The sequence below is a fragment of the Streptomyces luomodiensis genome, from assembly GCF_031679605.1.
GTDB lineage: Bacteria > Actinomycetota > Actinomycetes > Streptomycetales > Streptomycetaceae > Streptomyces > Streptomyces luomodiensis.
This window is the reverse complement of the sequence record NZ_CP117522.1, coordinates 916,783-943,413: the sequence shown is the minus strand read 5'-3', so window position 1 is coordinate 943,413 and position 26,631 is coordinate 916,783. Positions and strand designations below refer to the sequence as shown.

8 protein-coding genes and 1 pseudogene are annotated in these 26,631 nt (G+C 72.0%); 3 read left to right on the top strand and 6 right to left on the bottom strand.

What is annotated here, in order from left to right; genetic code table 11:
- Nucleotides 1-21: 21 nt before the first annotated feature.
- Both PS467_RS03900 and PS467_RS03895 read left to right on the top strand, forming a co-directional pair.
- Complete coding sequence (locus tag PS467_RS03900) at nt 22-12,255, top strand: SDR family NAD(P)-dependent oxidoreductase (protein ID WP_311033996.1); 12,234 nt, start codon at nt 22-24, stop codon at nt 12,253-12,255.
- A 16-nt stretch (nt 12,256-12,271) separates the two neighbouring features.
- Entirely contained in the window at nt 12,272-17,407 is a 5,136-nt protein-coding gene (locus PS467_RS03895) for a type I polyketide synthase (protein WP_311033995.1), read from the top strand.
- 84 nt (nt 17,408-17,491) lie between these two features.
- Here the strand turns inward: PS467_RS03895 and PS467_RS03890 are convergent, their stop codons facing one another.
- Nucleotides 17,492-18,370, bottom strand: a complete 879-nt coding sequence (locus PS467_RS03890) for an alpha/beta fold hydrolase (protein WP_311033994.1) — start codon at nt 18,368-18,370, stop codon at nt 17,492-17,494.
- A gap of 171 nt (nt 18,371-18,541) precedes the next feature.
- Between PS467_RS03890 and PS467_RS03885 the strand changes: the two genes are divergently transcribed.
- Nucleotides 18,542-19,801, top strand: coding sequence for a cytochrome P450 (locus PS467_RS03885; protein WP_311033993.1), 1,260 nt, complete (start codon nt 18,542-18,544; stop codon nt 19,799-19,801).
- A 93-nt stretch (nt 19,802-19,894) separates the two neighbouring features.
- On the opposite strand, the gene PS467_RS03880 is transcribed toward PS467_RS03885, so the two are convergent.
- The 5 genes and pseudogenes from PS467_RS03880 to PS467_RS03860 form a co-directional block, all read right to left on the bottom strand.
- The gene (locus tag PS467_RS03880) at nt 19,895-20,305 is read right to left on the bottom strand and encodes an acyl carrier protein (protein WP_311033992.1); all 411 of its coding nucleotides are present in this window, start codon (nt 20,303-20,305) and stop codon (nt 19,895-19,897) included.
- A pseudogene (locus tag PS467_RS03875) lies at nt 20,302-24,240 on the bottom strand (type I polyketide synthase); the annotation flags it as partial. The pseudogene PS467_RS03875 and the gene PS467_RS03880, both read right to left, overlap by 4 nt.
- Before the next feature lie 2 nt (nt 24,241-24,242).
- Entirely contained in the window at nt 24,243-25,673 is a 1,431-nt protein-coding gene (locus tag PS467_RS03870) for an NAD(P)/FAD-dependent oxidoreductase (protein WP_311033990.1), read from the bottom strand.
- A 34-nt stretch (nt 25,674-25,707) separates the two neighbouring features.
- The gene (locus PS467_RS03865; protein WP_268970010.1) at nt 25,708-26,175 is read right to left on the bottom strand and encodes a nuclear transport factor 2 family protein; all 468 of its coding nucleotides are present in this window, start codon (nt 26,173-26,175) and stop codon (nt 25,708-25,710) included.
- Between the two features lie 35 nt (nt 26,176-26,210).
- Entirely contained in the window at nt 26,211-26,597 is a 387-nt protein-coding gene (locus PS467_RS03860) for a nuclear transport factor 2 family protein (protein WP_311033989.1), read from the bottom strand.
- Nucleotides 26,598-26,631 lie beyond the last annotated feature (34 nt).

Here is a 26,631-nt window from a genome sequence, read left to right as displayed (position 1 = left end):
CTGAGGACCGGGTGAAACCTCATGGTGAATGTGAACGAAGAGAAACTGGTCGAGTACCTCAAGCGCGTCTCCGCGGATCTGCACGATACGCGTCTGCGGTTGCGCGAAGCGGAGGAGCGGAACCAGGAGCCGATCGCCGTCGTGAGCATCGCCTGCCGCTTCCCGGGCGGGGTGACAACGCCCGAGGAGCTGTGGCGGTTGGTCGCCGAGGGGGTGGACGCGATCGGGGACTTCCCCACCGACCGGGGCTGGGACCTCGACAGCCTCTATCACCCTGACCCGGATCACCCCGGCACCACCTACGTCCGCCGGGGCGGATTCCTGGACGACGCCGACCGGTTCGACCCCCAGTTCTTCGGCATCAGCCCGCGCGAGGCGCTCGCCACCAGCCCCCAGCAGCGACTGCTGCTGGAAACCGCCTGGGAGGCATGTGAACGAGCGGGTATCGACCCCGTGTCCCTGAAGGGCTCCCGGACGGGCGTCTACGCCGGCACGGCGACCACCGGCGGCGGCGCGGCGGGCGATGCCCAGAACGGATCCGAGGGATACGCGGGCAACGCACCGAGCCTGCTGTCCGGCCGGGTGTCCTACACCCTCGGCCTGGAGGGACCGGCCGTCACAGTGGAGACGGCGTGCTCCTCATCCCTTGTCGCGATCCACCTGGCCTGCCAGGCACTACGGCAGGAGGAGTGCACCCTGGCCCTGGCGGGCGGGGTGACGGTGATGACCACCCCCGAGGTGTTCACCGGTTTCTCCCGGCAACGAGGGCTGTCCCTCGACGGCCGGTGCAAGGCGTTCTCGGCGAGCGCCGACGGAACGGGATGGGGCGAAGGCGTCGGACTCCTCCTGCTGGAGCGGCTGTCCGACGCACGGCGCAACGGCCACCAGGTACTCGCGCTGATCCGGGGCTCAGCCATCAACCAGGACGGCGCCAGCAACGGATTCACCGCGCCCAACGGCCCCTCGCAGCAGCGCGTCATCCGCCAGGCGCTCGCCGGCGCCCGGCTGGCCCCGTCCGAGGTGGACGCGGTGGAGGCCCATGGCACGGGCACCAAACTGGGTGACCCGATCGAAGCCGACGCGCTGATCGCCACCTACGGCCGGGACCGTCCGGAGGACCGGCCGCTGTGGCTGGGCTCGCTGAAGTCCAACATCGGCCATACGCAGGGTGCGGCGGGCGTGGCCGGTGTGATCAAGATGGTGATGGCCCTGCTGCACGGCATGCTCCCGGCCACCCTCCATGTCGATGAGCTGACGCCTCATGTGGAGTGGAACGGCGGAGGCGTGCGGCTGCTGACCGAGGCGGTGGAGTGGCCGGCGGCCGAGCGCCCGCGCCGGGCCGGGGTGTCGTCTTTTGGGATCAGTGGCACCAATGCGCATGTGATTGTGGAGCAGGCTCCTGAGGAGGATGTGCCGTTGGTGGGGGCGGTGTCGTGTGGCGTGGGTGGTGTGGTGCCGTGGGTGGTGTCGGGGCGGAGTGTGGGGGCGTTGCGGGGTCAGGCGGCGGCGTTGGCGGGGCGGGTGGGGGGTGTTTCCGAGCTCTCGTCGGTCGATGTGGGGTGGTCGTTGGTGACGTCGCGGTCGGTGTTCGAGCATCGTGCGGTGGTGGTGGGTGAGGGTCGTGGTGAGTTGGTGGCGGGGTTGGAGGCGTTGGCGCGGGGGGTGTCGCATCCGGGGGTGGTGGAGTCGGGTACGGCCGCGTCGCCGGGTGATGTGGGTCCGGTGCTGGTGTTCCCCGGGCAGGGTTCGCAGTGGGCCGGTATGGGGGCGGAGCTGCTGGCGGTCTCGCCGGTGTTCGCGGCGCGGGTGGGGGAGTGTGAGCGGGCGCTTTCGCCGTATGTGGACTGGTCGTTGACGGATGTGCTGCGCGGTGTGGAGGGTGCGGCGGATCTGGGGCGGGTGGACGTGGTCCAGCCCGTTCTCTGGGCGGTGATGGTGTCGTTGGCGGCGGTGTGGGCGGGGTATGGGGTGCGTCCTGCTGCGGTGGTGGGTCATAGCCAGGGGGAGATCGCGGCGGCTGTGGTGGCGGGGGCGCTCTCGCTGGAGGATGGTGCGAAGGTGGTGGCGCTGCGGAGTAAGGCTCTGCGGCGGTTGGCTGGTGGCGGGGCGATGGCGTCCCTGGGGGTGGGCCAGGAGCGTGCGGAGCAGCTGCTGTCGGGTCTGGGGGAGCGGGTGGCCGCCGTGGGCGTTGCCGCTGTGAACGGACCGTCTTCTACGGTGGTTTCGGGTCCGCCGGAGCAGGTGGCTGCTGTGGTGGCGGCGTGTGAGGAGTGCAGGGTTCGGGCGCGGTTGATCGAGGTGGATTATGCCTCGCATGGTCCGCAGGTTGATGAGATCCGTGCGGAGTTGACCGAGGTTCTGGCGGGTGTCCGGCCGCTCGAGACGTCCGTTTCCGGTACGGCGTTCTACTCGACCGTGACCGGCGGTCGGGCCGTCACCACCGATTTGGACACCGGGTATTGGGTGGCCAATCTGCGGGAGCGGGTGCGCTTCACCGAGGCCGTCCAGGCGTTGCTGGCGGATGGGCATCGGGTGTTCATCGAGGCCAGCACCCATCCCGTGCTCACTCTTGGGATGCAGGAGACCTTCGAGGAAGCCGGGGTCCCCGCCGTCACCGTGCCCACCCTGCGCCGTGACCATGGCGGTCAGGCCCAGCTCGTCCATTCCCTCGCCCAGGCGTTCGTCGCCGGGGTCGACGTCGACTGGCGGGCGGCGTTTCCGACCGACCCCACACCTCGTACCGTCGATCTGCCCACCTACGCCTTCCAGCGCCAACGCTACTGGGCCGCCGCCGCTGGTGGGGTCGGCGATGTGGGCGGGGCGGGGTTGCAGCGGGTGGAGCACCCGTTGTTGCGGGCGGCAGTGGGTCTCGCCGACGGCGGGCTGGTGCTGACCGGACGGGTGTCGGCCACCGGCGGCGGCTGGCTCGGTGACCATGTGGTCGCCGGAGCGTCGCTGGTACCGGGCGCGGCGTTGGTGGAGTGGGCGTTACGGGCGGCCGATGAGGCGGGCTGTGGCGGTGTGGAGGAACTGGCCCTTCAGGTGCCGCTCGTCCTGCCGTCGTCGGGCGGGCTGCGGGTGCAGATCGTGGTGGGCGAGGCCGCCGAGGACGGGCGGCGCGATGTGCGGGTGTACTCCCGGCCCGACCGTGATGTCCAGCCCGGCGCGGATCCGGACTGGGTGTCCCATGCGGAGGGCGTCCTGAGCCCGTCGCCCGCACCGAGCGCGGTCGAGGAGGTGGCGGGAGCCTGGCCTCCCGAGGGCGCGAGCCCTATGGATGTCGAGGGATTCTACGAGCGTGCCGCGGCGGTGGGCTATGCGTACGGGCCGTCGTTCCAGGGGCTGCGGGCCGTGTGGCGGGACGGCGCGGACCTCCTGGCCGAGGTGGCGCTGCCCGAGGTCGCGGGGGACGCGGGCGGGTTCGGCATCCACCCGGCGCTGCTCGACGCCGCCCTGCACCCCATGCTGCTCGCAGCCGACGCGGAGCCGGCCGACGACGAGGGGATGAGACTGCCGTTCGCCTGGAACGGCGTGTCGCTGTGGGCCACCGAGGCGCACACCATCCGGGTCCGGCTCTCTCCCCATCAGGACGGTGCGGAGGGAGAGCGCGGGCTACGGATGGTGGTGACCGATGCCATGGGCGCCCCGGTGCTGACGGTCGACTCCGTGACCATGCGCCCCGCCGACCCCGGCCAGTTGCGGGCCGGGGGCGGGCGTGGGGTGGATGGGCTGTTCACGCTGGACTGGGTTCCCATGCCCGCCGTGCCCGATGCGGACGTTTCCGACGGTGAGGGCTGGGCCGTGCTGGGCCAGAACGTCCTGCGCTTGGCCGGGAAACCTGGATTCGGCGGCGGGGGTGTGGTGTGCCATCCGGGTCTCGAAGCGCTGGTGGCCGCGATGGACGACGGTGCGGCACCTCCCGCGTTCGCCCTGACCTACCTGCCGGCAGACGGCAGCCAGGCGGAGGACGGCTCGGTGACGATGGCGACGGCGGCTGATGGCTTGGCTGCCGTCGGCCGGGCGCTGGAGCTGGTGCAGGGGTGGCTGGCCGAACCGCGGCTGGCCGACGCCCATTTGGTGGTGATGACGCGCGGTGCGGTGCCGGTCGGCCGTCGTGGAGACGTGGACTCGGGCGACGACGGCGACGGTGATGCTGACGGGGCGTTGAACGTGGCCGCGGCGGGGCTGTGGGGCCTGCTGCGGAGTGCGCAGGCGGAGCACCCGGACCGGTTCGTCCTCCTCGACCTCGATCCGGTCGCCGATCCGACCTGGCGTGATGTGGCGGACGCCGTGGTCCGTGCCGTACGCGCGGATGAGCCACAGGCGGTGCTGCGAGCCGGGCGGATGGTGGTGCCCCGGCTGACGCGCGCGCGTGACACCGGCCCCGCCGACGAGGCGGTTTCCGGAGGACCGGTCCCCGGGGGGCTCGACCCCGACGGCACGGTGCTGATCACCGGCGGTACGGGCCTGCTGGGCGGTCTGGTGGCCGAGCATCTGGTGCGTACGTGGCAGGTCAAGCATCTGGTCCTGGTCAGCCGACGTGGTGCGGACGCGCCCGGCGCGCCGGAGCTGGCCGAGCGGCTGAGCGGCCTGGGCGCTCGGGTACGGATCGCCGCGGTGGATGTCGCGGACGCCGACGCGGTGGCCGATGTGGTGGCCGGTATCGACCCGGCGTATCCGCTGACCGGTGTCCTTCATGTGGCGGGGCTGCTGGATGACGCGGTGGTCACCTCGCAGACGCGGGAGCAACTCGCGCGGGTGTGGGCGGCGAAGGCCGCGGCGGCCGCCCATCTGCACCGCGCCACGGCGGATCTGCCGCTCCGCATGTTTGTGATGTTCTCGTCGGCCGCCGGTGTCGTGGGTAACGCGGGTCAGGCCGGATACGCGGCGGCCAACGCGTTCCTCGATGCGTTGGCCGCCCATCGACGGGCGCTGGGACTGCCCGGACTGTCCCTGGCATGGGGGCTGTGGGCGCAGGCCAGCGAGATGACCGGACACATGGGCCGGGCGGACCTGACACGACTGCGCGGAATGAGGCCGCTGTCCGCCGAGCGTGGGCTGGCCCTGCTGGACGCCGCGTGCCGCCGCGCGCACCCGCTGGTGGTGGCCGTGGACCTCGATCCGGCTGGGGTGGGTGGTGGAGGTCTTCCGGCGGTGTTGCGGGGTTTGGTGGTGGGTCGTGTCAGGCGGCGGTTGGCGGTGGGTGAGGTGGGGGTTTCGGGGTTGGTGGAGCGGTTGAGGGGGTTGGGTGCTGAGGCTCGGTTGGATGTGGTGGTTGAGGTGGTGCGGGGTGGTGTGGCGGTGGTGTTGGGGTTTGGTTCGCCGGGTGAGGTGCGGGTGGATGCGGCGTTCAGGGAGTTGGGTTTTGATTCGTTGACGGCGGTGGAGTTGCGTAATCGGTTGTCGTCGGTGACGGGGTTGCGGTTGCCGGCGACGATGGTGTTCGACTATCCGACGCCTCGGGTGTTGGCGGAGTATGTGTGTGCCCGGCTGATGGGTGAGACGACTGCCGGCGCGGGTGCTTCTGTGGTGGTGGCGGCCGATGCGGACGGGCCGATCGCGATCGTTGCGATGGCCTGCCGTTTCCCGGGTGGTGCGAACTCTCCCGAAGCGCTGTGGGACCTCGTCGCCTCGGGGAAAGACGTGATGGGGGAGTTTCCGACCGGCCGGGGCTGGGATCTGGAGGGGTTGTTTCATCCGGATCCCGACCACCCCGGTACGTCGTATGCGCGCGAGGGTGGGTTCCTGTATGACGCTGATGCGTTCGATGCGGCGTTTTTCGGGATCAGTCCGCGGGAGGCGTTGGCGATGGATCCGCAGCAGCGGTTGTTGTTGGAGGCGTCGTGGGAGGTGCTGGAGCGGGCGGGGATCGATCCGGTGTCGTTGAAGGGCAGTCCGACCGGTGTCTACGCGGGCGTGATGTACCACGACTACGCGGCCGGGCTGAGCAGTGGTGCGGATGCGAAGCTCGAGGGCTATGCGATGCTCGCGGGCTCGGGGAGTGTGGTTTCGGGGCGGGTGGCGTACTCGCTGGGGTTTGAGGGTCCGGCGGTGACGGTGGATACGGCGTGTTCGTCGTCGTTGGTGGCGATGCATCTGGCGGCGCAGGCGTTGCGGCGGGGGGAGTGCACGTTGGCGTTGGCGGGTGGGGTGACGGTGATGGCGACGCCGGATGTGTTCACTGGTTTCTCGCGTCAGCGTGGGCTGGCGCCTGATGGTCGGTGCAAGCCGTTTGCTGCGGCTGCGGACGGTACTGGCTGGGGTGAGGGTGTGGGGGTTTTGTTGCTGGAGCGGTTGTCGGATGCTCGGCGCAATGGTCATGAGGTGTTGGCGGTGGTCCGGGGTTCGGCGGTCAATCAGGATGGTGCGTCGAACGGGCTCACTGCGCCGAATGGTCCTTCGCAGCAGCGGGTGATTCGTCAGGCGTTGGCCAGTGCGGGGTTGTCGGCTGCGGATGTGGATGTGGTGGAGGCGCATGGTACGGGTACGACGTTGGGTGATCCGATCGAGGCGCAGGCGTTGCTGGCCACTTACGGGCAGGAACGCTCGGTGGAGCGGCCGTTGCTGCTCGGTTCGATCAAATCCAACATCGGGCATACGCAGGCGGCGGCCGGTGTGGCTGGTGTGATCAAGATGGTGGAGGCGATGCGCCACGGACTGCTGCCCGCGTCCCTGCACATCGATGAACCGACTCCGCATGTGGACTGGGGCAGTGGTGCGGTGCGGCTGCTGACCGAGGCGGTGGAGTGGCCGATGGGTGAGGGTCCGCGCCGGGCCGGGGTGTCCTCGTTCGGAGCCTCCGGCACCAACGCCCATGTGATCCTCGAACAGGCGCCCGCACCGCCCGAGGAGGACGAGCGGACGGAGTCGGCGCCCTCCGACAGGGACGCGGTCCCGTGGGTGCTGTCGGCGCGGAGCGCGGAGGCACTGCGCGGCCAGGCCACGGCGTTGGCTGAACGCGTGGGCGGTGTTTCCGAGCTCTCGTCCGTCGATGTGGGGTGGTCGTTGGTGACGTCGCGGTCGGTGTTCGAGCATCGTGCGGTAGCGGTGGGTGAGGGCCGTGGTGAGTTGGTGGCGGGGTTGGAGGCGTTGACGCGGGGGGTATCGCATCCGGGGCTGGTGGAGTCGGGTACGGCCGCGTCGCCGGGGGGTGTGGGTCCGGTGTTGGTGTTTCCGGGGCAGGGTTCGCAGTGGGCCGGTATGGGGGCGGAGCTGCTGGAGGTGTCGCCGGTGTTCGCGGCGCGGGTGGAGGAGTGTGAGCGGGCGCTTTTGCCGTATGTCGATTGGTCGTTGACGGATGTGCTGCGCGGGACGGAGAGCGCGGCGGATCTGGGGCGGGTGGATGTGGTCCAGCCCGTCCTCTGGGCGGTGATGGTGTCCCTTGCCGCTGTGTGGGCGGGGCACGGGGTGCGCCCTGCTGCGGTGGTGGGTCATAGCCAGGGTGAGATCGCGGCGGCTGTGGTGGCGGGGGCGTTGTCGTTGGAGGATGGTGCGAAGGTGGTGGCGCTGCGGAGTAAGGCTCTGCGGCGGTTGGCTGGTGGCGGGGCGATGGCGTCCCTGGGGGTGGGCCAGGAGCGTGCGGGGGAGTTGCTCTCCGACCTGGGGGAGCGGGCGGACGCAGTGGGCGTTGCCGCTGTGAATGGGCCGTCTTCTACGGTGGTTTCGGGTCCGCCGGAGCAGGTGGCTGCTGTGGTGGCGGCGTGTGAGGAGCGTGGGGTTCGGGCGCGGTTGATCGAGGTGGATTATGCCTCGCATGGTCCGCAGGTGGATGAGATCCGTGCGGAGTTGACCGAGGCTCTGGCGGGTGTCCGGCCGCTCGAGACGTCCGTTTCCGGTACGGCGTTCTACTCGACCGTGACCGGTGGTCGGGCCGTCACCACCGATTTGGGCACCGGGTATTGGGTGGCGAATCTGCGGGAGCGGGTGCGCTTCACCGAGGCCGTCCAGGCGTTGCTGGCGGATGGGCATCGGGTGTTCATCGAGGCCAGCACCCATCCCGTGCTCACTCTTGGGATGCAGGAGACCTTCGAGGAAGCCGGGGTCCCCGCCGTCACCGTGCCCACCCTGCGCCGTGACCATGGCGGTCAGGCCCAGCTCGTCCATTCCCTCGCCCAGGCGTTCGTCGCCGGGGTCGACGTCGACTGGCGGGCGGCGTTTCCGACCGACCCCACGCCTCGTACCGTCGATCTGCCCACCTACGCCTTCCAGCGCGAGCGCTACTGGCTCGACGGCCCCGACCGCCGCGCCGGCGATCCGGCCGACCTCGGGCTGGTCTCCGCCGGGCATCCGCTGCTGGGTGCCGCTGTGGAGCTGGCCGATGGCAGTGGCCATGTGCTGACGGGCCGGATTTCGGCGCGTACGCAGATGTGGCTCGCCGAGCATGTGGTCGCGGACGCGGCGCTGGTCCCGGGTGCGGCGCTGGCCGAGTGGGTGCTGCGGGCGGCCGATGAGGTCGGCTGTGGCGGTGTGGAGGAACTGGCCCTTCAGGTGCCGCTCGTCCTGCCGTCGTCGGGCGGGCTGCGGGTGCAGATCGTGGTGGGCGAGGCCACCGAGGACGGGCGGCGCGATGTGCGGGTGTACTCCCGCCCTGCTGGTGAAGGGCCCCCTGCCACGGAGTGGGTGTGCCATGCGGAGGGTGTGCTGAGCCCGCCGTCGGACCGTCTTGATCGCCTTGACCGCTGTGACGAGGTGTCGGGGCTGGGCGGGGCGTGGCCTCCGGCCGGTGCGACGGCGCTCGGCGTCGAGGGGTTCTACGACCGGGTCGCGGCCTCCGGATATGGCTACGGGCCGTCGTTCCAGGGGCTGCGGGCCGTGTGGCGGGACGGGGCGGATGTGTGCGCCGAGGTGGTCCTGCCCGAGGCCGCCGGAGAGCAGACCGGATTCGGTATCCACCCGGCACTGCTGGACGCCGCGTTGCACCCCGCCCTGCTGGTCGGCCGACTCGACACGGACAACACCGAGACCGGTACCGAACCCACCGATGGCCGGGTGTGGCTGCCGTTCGCCTGGAACGGCGTGAGGTTGTGGGCCGCCGGGGCGACCACGGTCCGCGTGCGGCTCTCTCCCCACCAGGAGAACGCGGAGGGCGAGCGCGCACTGCGCCTGACCGTGGCGGACGCCGTCGGCGCGCCGGTGCTGACCGTCGACTCCGTGGCGATGCGACCCGCGAACGCCGATCAGTTGCGGGCCGCGGTGAGCCACGGCGGCCACGGAACGGACAGCCTGTTCACCGTCGATTGGACGCCGCTGCCGCTCGTGGCCGGGGCCGGAGCCGGAACCGGGACCGGAGCCGGGGCCGAGGACGCGGCGGCCGGTGACGACGGCTGGGCCGTCCTGGGCGCCGGCGGTCACCCGGATCTGGCCGCGCTGATCAACGCGCTCGATGACGAGGAGTCCACCCCGTCGGTCGTTCTCGCCGACATGACGACCACCGGCGAGGGCGCCGAGGGGACGTCTGCCGAGGCGCTGGCTGTGACGGAACGGGCGCTGGAGCTGGTGCGGGGCTGGCTGGCCGAACCGCGGTTGGCCGACGCCCGGCTGGTGGTGGTCACACGAGACGCGGTCGCGGTCGACGGCCCCGAGAGCGCCACCCGGGTGGACCTGTCCGGGGCCGCTGTGTGGGGCCTCGTACGCAGCGCGCAGTCGGAGAACCCGGGCCGGTTCGTGCTCCTGGACCGCGACGACGACCGCCATGCCGATGCCCGCACCACTGACACTGCCACCGAGCCCAGCACTGGCACTGGCACCGACACCGGCGCCGCCGCCCGCGCCGACGCCGTGCGCATCGCCGTGGCGCGGGCCGTGGAGATGGACGAACCCCAGCTGGCCCTGCGCGCGGGACGGGTGCTGGTGCCCCGCCTGGTCCATGCCGGTATCGGAGGCGCTGGGCTGGTGGGCCCCGTGGCACAGCCGGAAGCGTGGCGGCTGGACACGGCGGGCACGGCAACCCTGGAGAACGTCGTACCGGTGGCCTGCCCCGAGGTGCTGGAGCCCCTGGGCACGGGCCAGGTGCGGGTCGCCGTACGTGCCGCCGGTGTCAACTTCCGTGATGTGCTGGTCGGTCTGGGCATGGTGCCCGGCCAGACCGGACTCGGCGGCGAGGGTGCCGGTGTGGTGGTGGACATCGGTCCCGATGTGGTCAACGTGGCCGTGGGCGATCGGGTCATGGGCGTCCTCGACCAGTCGTTCGGACCACTGGCGGTCACCGACGCGCGATTGCTGGCGCCGATCCCGGACGGGTGGGACTTCCGGCAGGCGGCGGCCGTACCGGTGGCCTATCTGACCGCCTGGTACGGACTGACGGACCTCGCCCGGCTTCAGCCGGGGGAGTCGGTGTTGATTCATGCCGCGACCGGTGGTGTGGGGATGGCGGCGGTGCGGATCGCGCGGTATCTGGGTGCGGAGGTCTACGCGACGGCGAGTCCTGGCAAGCATGCGGTTCTGGGGGCGATGGGTATTGATGAGGCGCATCGGGCCTCGTCGCGCGATCTGGATTTCGAGGGTGTGGTGCGGGAGGCCACGGGTGGCCGGGGTGTGGATGTGGTGCTGAACAGTCTTGCCGGGCCGTTCGTCGACGCCTCCCTGCGGCTGCTGCGCGAAGGCGGCCGGCTGATGGAAATGGGCAAGACCGATATCCGCGACCCCGAGCGGATCGCGGAGGCGCACCCCGGGGTGAGGTACCAGGTCTACGACCTGATCACTGATGCCGGTGCGGACCGTATCGGTGAGATGCTGCGGGAGCTGGGCGGGTTGTTCGCCTCCGGTGTGCTGGTGCCGCCTCCGGTGCGGGCGTGGCCGCTCAGCCGGGCGCGTGAGGCGCTGCGGTATCTGAGTCAGGCCAAGCACACGGGCAAGCTGGTGCTGGATGTGCCCGCCCCGGTGGACCCCGATGGCACCGTGCTCATCACCGGTGGCACCGGCACCCTCGGTGGACATGTGGCCGAGCACCTCGTGCGCAGCTGGCACATTCGCCATCTGCTGCTGGTCAGCCGGGGCGGTCCCGACACGCCGGGAGCGCGGGAGCTGGCGGCCCGGCTCACCGACTTGGGCGCCGACGTACGTATCGTGGCGGCGGACGTCACCGATGGTGCCGTGGTGCACGACCTCGTCGCGGGCGTCGACCCCGCACACCCCTTGACCGGTGTCGTCCACGCGGCGGGTGTGCTGGACGACGCGATGCTCCCCGCGCAGACCCCGGAGCGGCTGGCGCGGGTGTGGGGGCCCAAGGCCGCGGCCGCGGCCCATCTGCACGCCGCCACCGCGCAGCTGCGGCTGGGCATGTTCGTCATGTTCTCCTCGGCCGCGGGAGTGATGGGCAGCCCGGGACAGGCCAACTACGCCGCCGCCAACGCCTTCTGCGACGCCCTGGCCACTCACCGCCAGGCCATGGGCCTCCCGGCGGTCTCGGTGGCCTGGGGGCTGTGGGCGGACGCCAGCGGCATGACCGGACACCTGGACGAGGCCGACCTGGCCAGGATGTCCCGCTCCGGTATCGCCGCCATGCCCGGCGAGCAGGCGCTGGGATTGCTGGACGCCGCCTGCTGGCACGGCGCCCCGCAGCCCGCGGCCGTCCAGCTCGACCTGCGAGCCCTGGCCGCTCAGCCCGCGCCCGCGGACGCCCTGCCCGCCTTGCTGCGCACGCTTCTCGACAACGGCGTGGCCACACGCCGTACCGCCGCCACCGCGGCACCGGCCGCCGGTCTGGTCGCCCGGCTCGCGGCGCTGACCGCGGAGGAGCAGCACCGGATGCTGCTCACCCTGGTGCGCACCCAGGCCGCGGCGGTCCTGGGGTACACCGACGTCGACGCGGTCCCGGGGGACATCCCCTTCAAGGACCTGGGCTTCGACTCGCTGACCGGGGTGGAACTGCGCAACCGGCTCGCCGCCGCCACCGGGCTGCGGCTGCCCGCCACCGTCGTCTTCAGGCATCCGACACCCTCGGCCATCGCCGCCGAACTGCGCGAGAAGCTGTGCCCCGCGCGGGCGGACACCTCGGCGCCCGTCTTCGGTGAGCTGGAGCGGCTCGAAACCGCGATCGCGCGGCTCACCTCCCGTGCCGAGGCCCACGACGAGGCCCATGACGAGATCCATGCCAAAGCCCGCGGCCGGCTGGTGAAGCGCCTGGAGGCGCTGCTGTGGCGGCTGAACGACGACACGCCGGCCGAGGCCCCCGGCCGGCCCGTGGACGGGGACGCCCTCGACTCCGCCTCGGACGACGAGTTGTTCGCGTTCATCGACAGGGAACTGCCCTCTTGACCGTGAGTGAGGACTGATGTCGGGTACGGAAGACAAACTCCGCCAGTATCTGAAGCGGGTCACGGTGGATCTCGGGCAGGCCCGCCAACGGCTGCGCGAAATGGAGGAACGGTCCCAGGAGCCGGTGGCCATCGTGAGCATGGCCTGCCGCTATCCGGGCGGTGTCGGCTGCCCCGAGGAACTGTGGGAGCTGGTGGCCTCCGGCGGCGACGGCATCACCGCGTTCCCCACCGACCGCGGCTGGGACCTGGAGGGCCTCTACCATCCTGACCCCGACCACCCCGGCACCAGCTATGTCCGGCACGGCGGGTTCCTGGACGGCGCCGACCGCTTCGACGCGGAGTTCTTCGGGATCAGCCCGCGCGAGGCCCTGGCGATGGATCCGCAGCAGCGGCTGCTGCTGGAGGTGGCCTGGGAGCTGTTCGAACGCGCGGGTGTCGACCCGGTGACGATGAAGGGCAGCCGGACCGGTGTGTACGCGGGCGTGTCCAGCCAGGACTATCTCTCCCGGATGCCCCGGGTCCCCGAGGGCTTCGAGGGCTATGCCACGACCGGCAGCCTCACCAGTGTGGTGTCCGGCCGGGTGGCGTACACCTTCGGCCTGGAGGGGCCGGCGGTGACCGTGGACACGGCGTGCTCCTCGTCGCTGGTGGCGATGCACCTGGCGAGCCAGGCGCTGCGGCAGGGCGAATGCGATCTGGCGCTCGCGGGCGGGGTCACCGCGCTCACCACACCGACCGCCTTCGCCGAGTTCTCCCGGCAGCGCGGACTGGCCCCGGACGGGCGCTGCAAGTCCTTCGCGGCGGCCGCGGACGGCACCGGCTTCTCCGAGGGCGTCGGACTGGTGCTGCTGGAGCGGCTGTCCGACGCCCGGCGCAACGGCCACCGGGTGCTGGCGCTGATCCGGGGCTCGGCGGTCAACCAGGACGGTGCCAGCAACGGTCTGACCGCGCCCAACGACGTATCGCAGGAACGGGTGATCCGCCAGGCACTGGCCAACGCACGTCTCGCCCCCGACCAGGTCGACGCGGTGGAGGCCCATGGCACGGGCACCTCCCTCGGCGACCCGATCGAGGCACACGCGCTGCTGGCCACCTACGGACAGGACCGGCCCCGCGAACGGCCCCTGTGGCTGGGGTCGTTGAAGTCGAACATCGGCCACACCCAGGCGGCCGCCGGTGTGGCCGGCGTGATCAAGATGGTGATGGCGCTCCGGCACGAGACCCTGCCGGTCACCTTGCACATCGATGAGCCGACCCCGCACGTGGAGTGGGCAGGCGGCGGAGTGCGGCTGCTGACCGAACCGGTGGCCTGGCCCGGCGGCGAACGTCCCCGCAGGGCCGGGATCTCCTCCTTCGGGATCAGCGGCACCAACGCCCATCTGATCCTGGAACAGGCTCCCCAGCCGAGCCCCCCGGCAGAGCCCGCGCAGCCCGCCGAGCCAGCAGAGCCCGCCGACTCCGCCGATTCCGCCGATTCCGCCGAGCCCAACGCCGCCCTCGCCGACTCCGCCGAGCCCGCTCCCGAGGTGCCGGGGGCGGTGGTGCCGTGGGTGCTGTCCGCCCGTAGCGCCCAGGCCCTGCGGGGACAGGCGGCGGCGCTCGCGCGGCGGATGGCCGGCGATCCGCGGCCGTCCGCCGCCGATGTGGGCTGGTCGCTGGTGACCACCCGGTCGGTGTTCGACCACCGGGCGGTGGCCGTGGGCGAGACCCGTGAGGAGCTGATGGCGGCCGTGGAGGCGCTGGCCGCCGGCGGGACCCACCCGGGCCTGGTCCACCCCGGCGGCGCCGCGACCGCCGGGGACCTGGGCCCGGTACTGGTGTTCCCCGGCCAGGGCTCGCAGTGGGCCGGTATGGGGGCAGGACTGCTCGACGCCTCGCCCGCGTTCGCGGCCCGCGTGGCGGAGTGCGAACGGGCGCTGGCGCCGTACGTCGGCTGGTCGCTCACCGAGGTGCTGCGCGACGCCGACGGGGCGGCCGATCTGGGCCGGGTCGATGTCGTGCAGCCCGTCCTGTGGGCCGTGATGGTGTCGCTCGCCGCGGTGTGGGCCGGGCACGGCGTACGCCCCGCGGCGGTGATCGGGCACAGCCAGGGCGAGATCGCGGCGGCCGTGGTGGCCGGGGCCCTGTCGTTGGAGGACGGTGCGAAGGTCGTGGCGTTGCGCAGCAAGGCCTTGCGGCGGCTGGCCGGTGGCGGAGCGATGGCCTCCCTCGGAGTGAGCCAGGAGCAGGCCGGAAAGCTGCTGGCCGGGCTGGGCGACCAGGCCGCCGCGGTCGGCGTGGCGGCGGTCAACGGCCCCTCCTCCACGGTGATCTCCGGGCCGCCCGAGCAGGTGGCGCACGCCGTGGCGGCGTGTCGGGAGGCGGGCGAGCGGGCGCGGCCGATCGAGGTGGACTACGCCTCGCACAGCCCCCAGGTGGACGAGATCGCCGAGGAGCTGACGGAGGCTCTGGCCGGTGTGCGTCCGGCCGCGTCGAAGGTGGCGTTCTACTCCACGGTCACCGCCGGCCGGATCGACACCACCGGGCTGGACACCGGGTACTGGGTGACCAACCTCCGGGAGCCGGTGCGGTTCGCCGACACCGTCCGGGCGCTGCTGGCCGATGGCCACCGGGTGTTCATCGAGAGCAGCACCCATCCCGTGCTGACCGTGGGCATGCAGGAGACCTTCGAGGAGGCCGGGGCCGACGCGGTCACCGTGTCCACGCTCCGGCGCGACCACGGCGGCCGGGCGCGGCTGGTCCAGTCGCTCGCCTCGGCCTTCACCGCGGGGGTCGAGGTCGACTGGACCACCCTCCACCCCACCGGCCCGGCCGCCCCGCGCACCGTCGAACTGCCCACCTACGCCTTCCAGCGGGAGCGGTACTGGCTGGCCGACTCGGTGTCCTTCGACACCGGGGCACCGGCGGACGAGGCGGAGTCCCGGTTCTGGGCCGCGGTGGAGGAAGAGGATCTGCGCACCCTCTCCGAGACGCTGAGCCTCCCGGACGACACCGGCCACCGGACCTCACTGGGCACGGTACTCCCCGCGCTCTCGACCTGGCGTCGCGGCCGGCGTGAGCGCTCCGCCGTCGATTCCTGGCGCTACCGCGTCGAGTGGCGGCCCGTCACCGACGGCGCCCCCGCCGATGTGGGCTCCTGGCTCGTGGTCCACCCGAAGGGCGGCGCCGACGGCTGGACGGACGCCTGCGTACGGGCGCTGGGCGCGGGCGGTGGCCAGGTGCGCCGGCTGGAGATGGCCGAGGACACCGGCCGGGAGGAGCTCGCCGCGCTGCTGCGCTCCCGGTACGCGGAGGAGGCGCCGCCGACGGGCGTTCTGTCGCTGCTGGCCCTGGAGGAGAACGCGCCGCCACCGCTCCCCGGGGTCGCCACCGGCCTGACGGGCACGCTCACCCTGCTCCAGGCGCTGGTGGACACCCCCGTCGCCACGCCCCTGTGGTGTGTCACCCGCGGTGCGGTTTCCATCGACGACACCGACCCCCTGGACGCTCCCCATCAGGCCCAGCTGTGGGGGCTCGGCAGGGTGGCCGCCCTGGAACACCCCGACCGGTGGGGCGGGCTGGTGGATCTGCCCCCCGGCCCCGGCGACCTGGACGCCGACCGGCTGCGCGCCCTGCTCACCGGTGCGTCCGGTGAGGACGAGGCGGCGCTGCGCGCGACCGGTGCGTACGGCCGCCGGCTGGTCCCCGCCCCGACCGGCGGCCGCGCCCCGGGGCGCGCCTGGGAACCCCGGGGCACCGTGCTCATCACCGGAGCCGTGGACGGCCCCGCCGCTCATGTGGCCCGCCGGCTGGCCGCCGACGGCGCGGACCACATCGTGATGCTGGCCCCCGGAGGTGGCGACGCCACCGGCGCCGTGGAGCTGACGGCCGAACTGGACGCGCTCGGCACCCGGCTCACCGTCGCGGACCACGCGCCCGCCGACCGGGAAGGCGCCGCGCGTCTCGTCGAGCGGGTGGCGGGGGCGGACGGCCGGATCGGGACGATCATCCACACCTCGTCCTCCGGCGGGCTGGCCCCGCTGACGGAGCTCACCCCCCAGCGGCTGGCCGAGGAGGTCCGTGCCCAACTCGACTGTGCAAACAGGGAGTTGGACGAACTGTGCGGCGCGGGTCCCGAGGACACCGTGGTCCACTTCTCCACCGTCGCCGCGTCCTGGGGCAGCAAGGACCACGGCTCCTACGCGGCCGCCGCCGCCTGCCTCGACGCGCTGGCGCAGCGCGACCGGGCCGACGGCCGGGCGACCATCTCGATCGCGTGGGGACTGTGGGATCTGCCGTACGGCGGTGACGCGCCCGATGTGCCCAACGCGCCCGACGTGTCCGGCGCACCCGATGAACCCAACGCGCCCGATGCGCCCCACACGCCCGACGTGTCCGGCGCGGCCGCGCACACCGAGCGTTCTCGGCGGCAGGGCCTGTACCCGCTGGACCCCCGGCTGGCGCTGACCGCGCTGCGCCAGGTGCTCGACCACGACGACCCCCGCGTCACGATCGCCGACGTGGGGTGGGAACGCTTCGCGCCGCTGTTCACCCTCGCCCGTCCCAGCAGGCTCTTCGACGCCGTCCCGGCCGCCCGCCGGGCCATCGAGGCCGCGCGGGAACCCGCCGGCGAGACCCGCACCGACGAGGCGTCGGCGCTGCGGCGGGAGCTGGCCGCCCTGGCCGGGGACGCGCGGGACGAGAGGCTGCTGGCGCTGGTGCGCGCCCATGTGGCCGCCGTACTGCGCTATCCGGCGCCGGAGTCGGTCGAGCCGGACCGCCCGTTCAAGGAGCTGGGGTTCGACTCCATCGCGGCCGTCGAGCTCAGGAACCGGCTGCGCGCCGCCACGGGGCTGAGCCTGCCGACGACGGTGGTCTTCGACTACCCGACCCCCCGGACGCTGGCGGGCCATCTGCTGGCCGAGGTGGACCCGGGAGAGGCCGCCACGGCACATCCGGTCTCCGGACACATCGACGAGATCGAGACGGCGCTGGCCGGACTGCCGGCCGCGGACCCGCGGCGGGCCGGCCTGGTGAACCGGTTGCAGGCGATGGTGTGGAAGTACACCGACACCGGGGACGAGGCCGGTGAACCGGCGGACGAGCGGGACCTGGCGGCGGCCACCGCCGATGAGGTGTTCGCCCTCATCGACCGCGAGCTCGGCGTCTGACCGGCGGCCGGGGCCCCGTGGACCCCGGCCACCGCGCACGGAAACCCCCCGTACCGTCCGCGTACGGGGGGTTCGCGCTGCCGGTCAACGAGCGGTTCGGACCGGCTGGACGCCGTGGGCCAGGCCGAGCAGGTCCTCGGCCACCCGCCGGGGGTGCTGGGCGTGCAGATCGTGCTCGGAGTCGCGATACTCCCGCATCGTGGCGTGGCGCAGCTCGGCGGTGGTCTCCCTGATGCGGGAGCGGATGCGGTCCGCCCACTTCCCGTCCGCGCCCTTGGGAATGGCGGGCATCAGCAGGGTGGGCACGGCGATGGCCGCGTACCACGGCCCCGGTGGTTCGTTCCAGATGCTGCGCAGGATCGACATGTGCTGCTCGGTGGACATGCGCCGGGACAGCGACCCGTCCGGGTTCACCCGCATCGTGGCCACCGCGGCCTCGATCGCCGCCGGGGACCAGTCCGGGTGGATGGCGCGGAAGTAGTCGCTCACGCTCTGCACGGTGGCGCCCTCCAGGGACGCCGGCCGCAACGCCCCGACGAACGCGTCCCAGGAGGGGAACGACGTGGCCGGCTCCAGCCAGCCGCCGTCCACGAGGGCCAGCGCGGCGACCAGTTCCGGGTGTTCGGCGGTCAGCCGCACCGAGACATTGCCGCCCCACGAGTGACCGGCCACCACCACCCGGTCCAGCCCGAGGGCGGCGGCCACCGCCACCAGGTCCGCGACCGCGGTCGGGGTGTCGTACCCGGTCTCCGGCGTATCGGAGTCGCCGTGGCCGCGCAGATCCACCGCGTACACCGCATGGCCCGCGGCGGCCAGATGGTCGGCGACCTCGTCCCACAGCCGGGCGCTCGACGCCATGCCATGGACCAGGAGAAAGGGAAGCGACCCCGGGGACGGCGCCGTTCCCGGCCGGTGCCGGACATGCAATGTCACATCGTCGGTTACGGGCACGGAAAGATCCATAATGGAATTCTAGCCGGGCCGCCCATTCCGGTTCGACGGCCGTGGAGATGAAGTGCGCGCGGATTAGCGGCACTTAAGCGGAATGCGAGATGCTGATCCGCCGGGCGATTCATGCCTAATGCCGGCCCACCCCCATCGCCGACCGTAGATCCCGAGCTGAAGTGAGGCGCCGTGTATCCCCCGGAATCCAGGTTCGACCATGTCGACAACATCGACCTCACCGACTTGTCCTTCTGGGCACGGCCCTACGGCGATCGTGACGCCGCTTTCGCGGCGCTGCGCCGACGACCGCGGCCCGTACGCTTCCGTGAGCCGGTCATGCCCGGGTTCGGGCGCGGGTCCGGCTACTACGCGCTGGTCAGGCACGCGGACATCGCCGAGGTGAGCCGGCGCCCGCAGGACTTCGGCTCCCTGCCCACCGCGATCAGCATCATCGATCTGCCAAAGGAGTTCAACGCTTTCTTCGGGTCGATGATCAATATGGACAATCCCCAGCACGCCCGGCTGCGCCGGCTGGTCTCCCGTGCGTTCGGCCGTGGAATGGCCGCCGAGTTCGAGGCGGCGTCCCACAAGGCGGCCCGGAAGATTGTCGACGACCTTGTCGCGGAAGGTCCTGGCGATTTCGTCCGGAAGGTCGCCGCGGTCATGCCGATCGCGGTGCTCAGCGGAATGATGGGAATTCCCAGCGACGACTACGAGTTCATTTACGACCGGTCCAACATCATCGTAGGCACCTTCGACCCCGAATACGTGCCCCGGGCCGATCAGGCCACCGCCGCCCTGCTGAAGACCTCACACGAGTTGGCCGATTACATCTCGCGGCTCGCCGCCGACCGCGTCCGCAACCCCACGGGGGACCTGATCACCCGGCTGGTGCAGGCGCAGATCGACGGTGAGCGGCTCAGCCCCGAGGAACTCTCCTCGTTCTTCATCCTGCTCGTCGTCGCCGGCATGGAGACGACCCGCAACGCGATCTCGCGTGGTCTGGTGCTGCTCACCGAGCATCCGGAGCAGCGGAAGCTGCTGCTCTCCGACTTCGAGGCGTACGCGCCGCGCGCGGTCGAGGAGATCCTGCGGGTCGCGACCCCCATCAACTGGATGCGCAGGACCGTCACCCGGGACTGCGAGATGAACGGCCACCGCTTCCAGGAGGGCGACAAGCTGCTGCTCTTCTACTGGTCCGCCAACCGGGACGAGGCGGTCTTCACCGACCCCTATCGGTTCGACATCACCCGGGACCCCAATCCGCATCTGACCTTCGGGTCGGTCGGACCGCACTTCTGCCTGGGCGCCCATCTCGCCCGGATGGAGGTCACCGTCCTCTTCCGCGAGTTGTTCAGCCGGCTGCCGGAGATCCGTACGGTGGGGGAGCCGCGGCGGCTGGTGGCCAGCTTCGTGGAGGCCATCAAGCATGTGGAGTGCGCGTTCTGACCCCTGGCTCGGCCGCGTGGCAATACCGGGAAGCGCCGCGCGGGAGGGGGGACCTCCCCCTCCCGCGCGGCGCTGTGCCATCCCGGGGCTGGACTACGCGGTGGCGCTGTCACCGGTGTTGACCGCGGCGTACGCCTCGGCGAGGTAGTGGCCGAGCTGGGCGGGGGTGGCGTACTCCAGAATGGCGACGAGGGGGATCTCCACGTCGGTGAGCGTCATCAGATTGCGCGTCAGTTCCAGAGCGGTCAGCGAGGTGAGCCCGCTCTCCAGGAAGTTGCTGTCGTCGTCGATCGCGGCGGGTGCGAGGATGTCGGCGAGCTGCGCGCGTACCGTCTCCCGCATGATGTCCTCGCGCTCCTCGGCCGTGGCGATGGCGAGCGCCTGGTGCAGCGCCGTCCCGTCGAGTGCGCTCTCGCTGTTGTCCGTGTGCATCGCGGATCCGTCTCCTTGGGGGCCGGCGGCGTCGCCGCTGGGGTGGTTGTTGACTGTGGTGTGTGAGTTCATCGGATGCTCCCGCCTGGTTGGGGCTGGTCGGCGTGGTCACCGACCGCGGTGTGTGTGCGGCGTGGCCGAAGGCCGGAAAGGTCGTCGAAGAGCCGATGCGTGCCCAGCTCCGCGGCGTGTGCGCGCATCCAGGTCCAGTCGATGTCCGCGATGACCACGCACGCCGTGTCCGCCGTGACCGCCTGCCGCAGCAGGGCGGCGGCCGAGCGCTGCGGCAGTGCGGACATCCCGTTGCTCCGGAGTTGCTTGGCGGCGCCGACGGCCGTGTCGGGATCGTCGATCGAACCCCAGCACACCGAGGTCGCCGGAACGCCCCGGGCCCGGCACTCCTGGGCGAGCGCGCTCACGTAGGCGTGGGCCGGCGCCTGGTTGCCCAGTCCCGGGCTGGGCAGGACGCCCGTCACCGAGGAGCCGAGCACCAAGGCCGACAGCTCATGGCCGTCGGCGAGGGCACAGAGGTTGACCGCGCCCGCCACCGTCGCCGCCCACTCACGCTCGATCCGCGCCACCTCCAGCTGCCCCGTCTCTTCGGAAAGCGGCGCCGTGAGATACAGCACCGCCGTCAGCGGGAGGTCCGCCGGAATGCCCGCGACGGCCGCGGCGAGCGCCTTCGGATCGGCCACGTCCACGGTGGCGACGGACACCCGTACGCCCGAGGCGCGCAGCTCGTCCGTCAGGGCGGCGGCCGGTGGCGCGGTGTCGATGAGCAGGAGGTGTTCGGCGCCCGCCTCGGCCGCCCAGCGGGCGGTGTGCCCGCCCAGAGCGGAGGCGGCACCCGTGATGAGGGCCGTTCCCCGGAACCGCCGGACAGGGGAGACGGGGAGCGTGGGTACGTCGCGCACCAGGCGCCGGGCGAAGCAGCCGTCGGCCCGCACGGCCACCTCCGCCTCGCCGTGTGACCCGGCCAGGACCCCGGCGAGCCGCCGTCCCGCCCGGTCGTCGAACCTGGCCGGCAGATCGACCAGCCCGCCCCGGCAGCGCGGCCGCTCCACCGCCAGCGCACCGCCCAGACCCCACAGCGCGGCCTGCTCCGGACGGCACATCGGATCGCCCAGGTCGACGCTGACGCCACCGCGGGTGGCCAGCCACACCGGGGCCTCGATCCCGGCCCGCCGCAGCGTCCCGAACAACTCGACGGTGGTGCCGAGCGCCGGGCTCCGTCCGTCCTCGGCCGGTGGCCGGCCGTCGTCCACGGCCATCAGGGAGAGCACCCCCGCGACCGGCCGTCCGGCGACGGCCCCGGCCATCCGCCGGGCCCGGGTCGCCTCGTTTGACGGTGTGGTGTCCGGGGCGAGCGTGATGGTCTCGGCGCCGTGGGCACGCAGTGCGGCGGCCACGGCGGGCACTGTGGCGCCGTCCGTGGTGCCGCCGGACGTCACGACCAGCCAGCTGCCGGTCAGCCGCGGCGCCACCGGATCGGCGAGGGACGTCCAGGCGATGCGGTAGCGCCACTGCCGCTGCCGCCGCCAGGTGGCGAGCGCGGGCAGGAGTTCCGCGAGCGCGTCCCGCCGGCCGGCGGGGACCTCGAGCGCCCGGGTCAGCGCCGCGGTGTCGGTACGCTCCACGGCATCCCAGAACTCGGCGTCCGCCCAGCTCTCCGCCCTGGGCACGGCATGAGCCGGAACCTCGTTCTCCAGCCAGTAGCGCTGTCGCTGAAAGGCGTAGGTGGGCAGTGCGACGGTACGGGGAGCCGGGCCGCCGCCGAACAGGGCGGCCCAGTCCACCGTGGCGCCCATGGTGTGCGTACGGGCCAGGCCGCGCATCAGCGCCCGCACCTCGCACCCCTCGCCCCGGAAGGGCGACAGCACCAGCGCCGCCGGGGCGGACGGCGGCGCCGCCCCGCCTCCCAGCTCCCACACCGCGGTGGCCTCGTCCAGTGAGGGCGTGGGCGGGCGCGCACCGTTCACCGTGCTCCTATCGGTGCCGGCGGCGACCAGCCGACAGGCGTGCGCCAGGTCCAGAACACCGGCGACATGCGCTGCGGCGATCTCACCGACACCATGGCCCAGCACCCCGTCGGGGCGCACCCCCGCCGAGGCCAGCAGCCGGGCCAGCGCGATGTACAGGGCGAACATCCCGGCCCGGGAGGACGCGTCGTGCTCGCCCTTCACCCCGAGCATCTCACCGACCTCGTCGAAGGCCGCCGCGAAGACCGGGAACCGGTCGTACAGTCCGGCGCCGGTGCCGGGGAGGTGACCGCCCTCACCGCCGAAGACGAACACCGTCCCGCCCGTCGAGGCCGCCGCCGCGCCAGTACCGGCCGCCTCCGGGCCCACCACCGAGGGGTGCGGCGCACCGGCCGCCAGCGCCACCAGCCCCGCCCTCAACTCGTCCGGCCCCCGGCCGACCACGACCGCCCGGTGGTCGAACGACGACCGCGTGGTCACCAGAGACCACCCCACATCGGCGGGGCACAGCCCCGGACCGGCCGCCGCCGTGTGCGCGGCCAGCGCACGGGCCTGACCGTGCAGCGCGGCCACGCTCCGCGCGGACAGCACCCACGGCACCACCCCCGGGTCGTGGGCACCACCGCCGCCGGGAGCGCCCTCCGCCGGTTCGGTGAACTCCTCGAGAATCACATGGGCGTTGGTGCCGCTGGCGCTGAACGAGGACACACCGGCCCGACGCGGCCGCGCCACCCGTGGCCACTCCATCCGCTCGGTCAGCAGCCGCACCGCGCCCTTGCGCCACCGCACCAGCCGGGTCGGCCGGTCGATGTGGAGCGAACGGGGCAGCACACCCCGGCGCATCGCCATCACCATCTTGATCACACCGGCCATCCCGGCGGCGGCCTGCGTATGGCCGATGTTCGACTTGATCGACCCCAGCAGCAGCGGCCGGTCGTCCGGGCGGTCCCGGCCGTACGTGGCGAGCAGCGCCTGGAGCTCGATGGAGTCGCCGAACGCGGTACCGGTGCCATGCGCCTCCACCGCGTCCACGTCGCCCGTGGACAGCCGGGCGTCCGCCAGCGCGTCGCGGATCAGCTGCTGCTGGGCGGGGCCGTTCGGCGCGGCCATGCCCGTACTGGCACCGTCCTGGTTGATCGCCGAGCCGCGGATCACGGCCAGCACCGGACGGCCGTTGCGCCGCGCGTCCGACAGCCGCTCCAGCAGCACCAGACCGGCGCCCTCCCCGTACACCATGCCGTCGGCGGCGTCGGCGAACGACCGGCACCGGACATCGGGCGACAACTGGCGCTGACTGGAGGCCACCTGGAACACGCTGGCGGTGTACATGATGGCGGCGCCACCGGCCAGCGCCAGCGTGCACTCGCCCCGCCGCAGCGCTCCGGCCGCCAGATGCATCGCCACCAGCGACGACGAACACGCGGTGTCCAAGGTGACCGCCGCGCCCTGGAGACCGAGGGTGAAGGCCACCCGGCCCGAGGACACACTGCCCGCGTTGCCGTTGCCCACATGGCCCAGCAGGCCCTCGGGGATCTCGTCCAGACGCGAGGCGTAGTCGTGGTACATCACCCCCGTGTAGACGCCGGTCCGGCTGCCCCGCAGGGTGTGCGGATCGATGCCCGCGCTCTCCGTCGCCTCCCACGCCAGCTCCAGCAGCATCCGCTGCTGCGGCTCGACCGCCGCCGCCTCCCGGGCATCCATGCCGAAGAACTCCGCGTCGAAGTCGGCCGCGTCATGGACGAAGCCGCCCGCCCGGACGTACGAGGTGCCGTGGTGCTCCGGATCGGGGTGGTAGAGGTTCTCCAGGTCCCAGCCCCGGTCGGTGGGGAAGCTCGAGACGGCGTCCCGCTCGTCGGCCACCAGGTCCCACAGCTGTGCCGGGGTGCGCACCCCGCCGGGGAAGCGGCAGGCCATGCCGACGATGGCGATCGGCTCCGTCAGGTCCGCCCGGACCTCCAGCAGCCGCTGCCGGGTCTCATGGAGCTCGGCCGTGGTCCACTTGAGATAGTCGACGAGCTTTTCCTCGTTGCTCATGACCCGCCCGCACCCACCGTGCTGCGCGGATTGAGCTTCACCAGCGCCAGCTCATCGGGGGTCAGCGGCGGCTCGGTGAGCTCCGGGAGGACCCGGTCCTTCTGCATCAGCGACAGAAAGCCGCTGGACGCCAGCTCGGACTGCGGTGCCGTCAGGCTGATGACATCGGTCACCACATCGCACACCGCCGAGGCGCGGATCGACCGGTCGGCGATCAGATCGGAGAAGCGCTGCCGCGCCACGACCCCGCCCGTCAGCCGTGGATCCGTCGTGTTCATACGGCAGTTGACATACTCCACATCCTTGGACGCGGCCATGATCCAGGGATCGTCCACGACCGCGCTGATCGCCCGCTGGGCCCGCCGGGTCGCCCCGCCGCCGGTCCCGGACCGCTGAAGCTCGGTGTCCAGCGCGGCGGCCGCGCGGGCCGCGGAGCTCATCCCGTGGCCGTAGATCGGATTGAACGCGGCCAGCGCGTCCCCGAGCACCAGCAGCCCCTCCGGCCAGCTGTCCAGCCGCTCCGGATACAGCCGCCGATTGGCGCCGACCCGGGAGACGGCCACCGAGGTCAGCGGCTCGGCGAGGCCGATGAGATCGGCGACCAGCGGATGGCGCAGCGTCCGGGCGTAGGGCAGGAAGTCCTCGTCATGGGTGGGCAGGCCGGCGCCACGGGTGCATGACAGGGTCACCATCCAGGTGCCGTCCTCCTGCGGATACACCACCCCGAACCGGCCCGGCTCGCGCAGCCGGTGGTCGGCGGCCACATTGACCGCCGGGAACCCGGCGGCGGCGCCCGGCGGCGCCTGGTACACCCGGGTCGCGTACGCGATGCCCGCGTCGACGACATCCTCCTCGAGCGGCGGCAGGCCCAGCGCGGTAAGCCAGTGCCTGAGCCGTGAACCGCGCCCGCAGGCGTCGATCACCACATCGGCCTCCAGCGTTTCCGACACGCCGCTGTCCATGTCGCGCACCCGGACCCCGGTCACCCGCTCGGTGTCACCGACCAGATCGAGGATCTCGGCGCGCTGCCGCACCGCGATCCGCCCGGTGGCCAGCACGCGTTCGCGCACCTTCCAGTCCAGGAACGGGCGGGTGCACATGAGGGCGAACTGCCGCGGTGGAAAGCGGTGCTGCCAGCCGTGGGACGTCAAGGTCACCAGGTCCTGGTGGAATCCGATCCGGCGGGCGCCCGCGTCGAGCAGTTGGTCGATCATGCCCGGCAGCAGCGTGTCCATGATGCGCGCACCGCTGGACCACAGCACATGGACATGGCGCCCCTGCGGCGATCCCTTGCGGTGCCGGGGGCCGTCCGGCAGCACATCACGCTCCACGACGGTCACCCGCTCCAGATGGCGGGCCAGCACATGGGCAGCCAGCATTCCCGCCCAGCCGCCGCCCAGAACGATTCCGTGTTTCGGTTCGGTCATGGTTTCGCTTTCGTCCCTTCACCGCTTACGCCTGTTACGTCGGACTGGGGCTGCCCTTGGCCTGGACCATCTTGGCGAGGTTCTGGGTGACCGCCATGAAATGCGCGACACCGGTGAGTTCTGGACCGTCGCCCACTTTCGTATCCGTGATGCCCCAGAACGCCTGGGCATGACGGGCCAGACCGTCATCATCGAGTTCGATCACACCGATGATGTTGAAGGTGAGTTTGGCCGGCGCGTACACCGTGACCGTGGTCGGTGTCACCACCCTGCGACCGTCCATCGAGGTGACCGGACGGCCCGGGACCTCATGCACCTGGCATTCCATGGACCAGGCGATATGTCCGCGCAGGGCGTCCTTTCCGATGAGCGGGGGCGCGCCGACCGGGTCCTCGAAGACGACATCGTCCGAGAACAGCTCCAATACCGCCTCGACATCACCGGCGTTCATCCGCCGCGCGTATTCCAGAGCCATCTTCTTGAGAGTCGCCTCATCGGCCATGAACGCCTCCTGTGCGGTGCCGGGACCGTGGGGGATCAGCTGGCGATGCCAATGTCCGACCTCCCCCAGAACATCTGCAATTCCTGAATGAGACCACCGGACCCGGTGCGCATCATCAGCACGTAATCCCAGGTGATACGGGCGTTCTCCGGGGCGTCGGGGGCCGCCAGCCAGCCGCGCTCGGCGAAGCCGGGACCCTTGGGCAGATAGTCCATCGTGGCCGTCACCGGCACCAGGACGTGCGCACCGTCCTGCCCCGCCACCGGCTCGCCGGGAATCTCGGTGATACCCGCCCGGATGAACTCCTCGAAATGCGCACGCAAGGCGTCCCGCCCGGTCCTGCGCCCCGAGCCGACCGGATCCTCGAAAACGACCTCGTCCGCGTAGAGTTCGAGCAGCCCGTCGACATCCGCGGCGTTCATCCGGCGGCTGTGCTCGAGAATGAGCTTCTTACGG

Coding starts and splice junctions, on each gene's coding strand:
- PS467_RS03900 (WP_311033996.1), top strand. CDS start 22: ATGGTGAATGTGAACGAAGAGAAACTGGTCGAGTACCTCAAGCGCGTC.
- PS467_RS03895 (WP_311033995.1), top strand. CDS start 12,272: ATGTCGGGTACGGAAGACAAACTCCGCCAGTATCTGAAGCGGGTCACG.
- PS467_RS03890 (WP_311033994.1), bottom strand. CDS start 18,370: ATGGATCTTTCCGTGCCCGTAACCGACGATGTGACATTGCATGTCCGG.
- PS467_RS03880 (WP_311033992.1), bottom strand. CDS start 20,305: ATGAACTCACACACCACAGTCAACAACCACCCCAGCGGCGACGCCGCC.
- PS467_RS03870 (WP_311033990.1), bottom strand. CDS start 25,673: ATGACCGAACCGAAACACGGAATCGTTCTGGGCGGCGGCTGGGCGGGA.
- PS467_RS03865 (WP_268970010.1), bottom strand. CDS start 26,175: ATGGCCGATGAGGCGACTCTCAAGAAGATGGCTCTGGAATACGCGCGG.
- PS467_RS03860 (WP_311033989.1), bottom strand. CDS start 26,597: ATGAACGCCGCGGATGTCGACGGGCTGCTCGAACTCTACGCGGACGAG.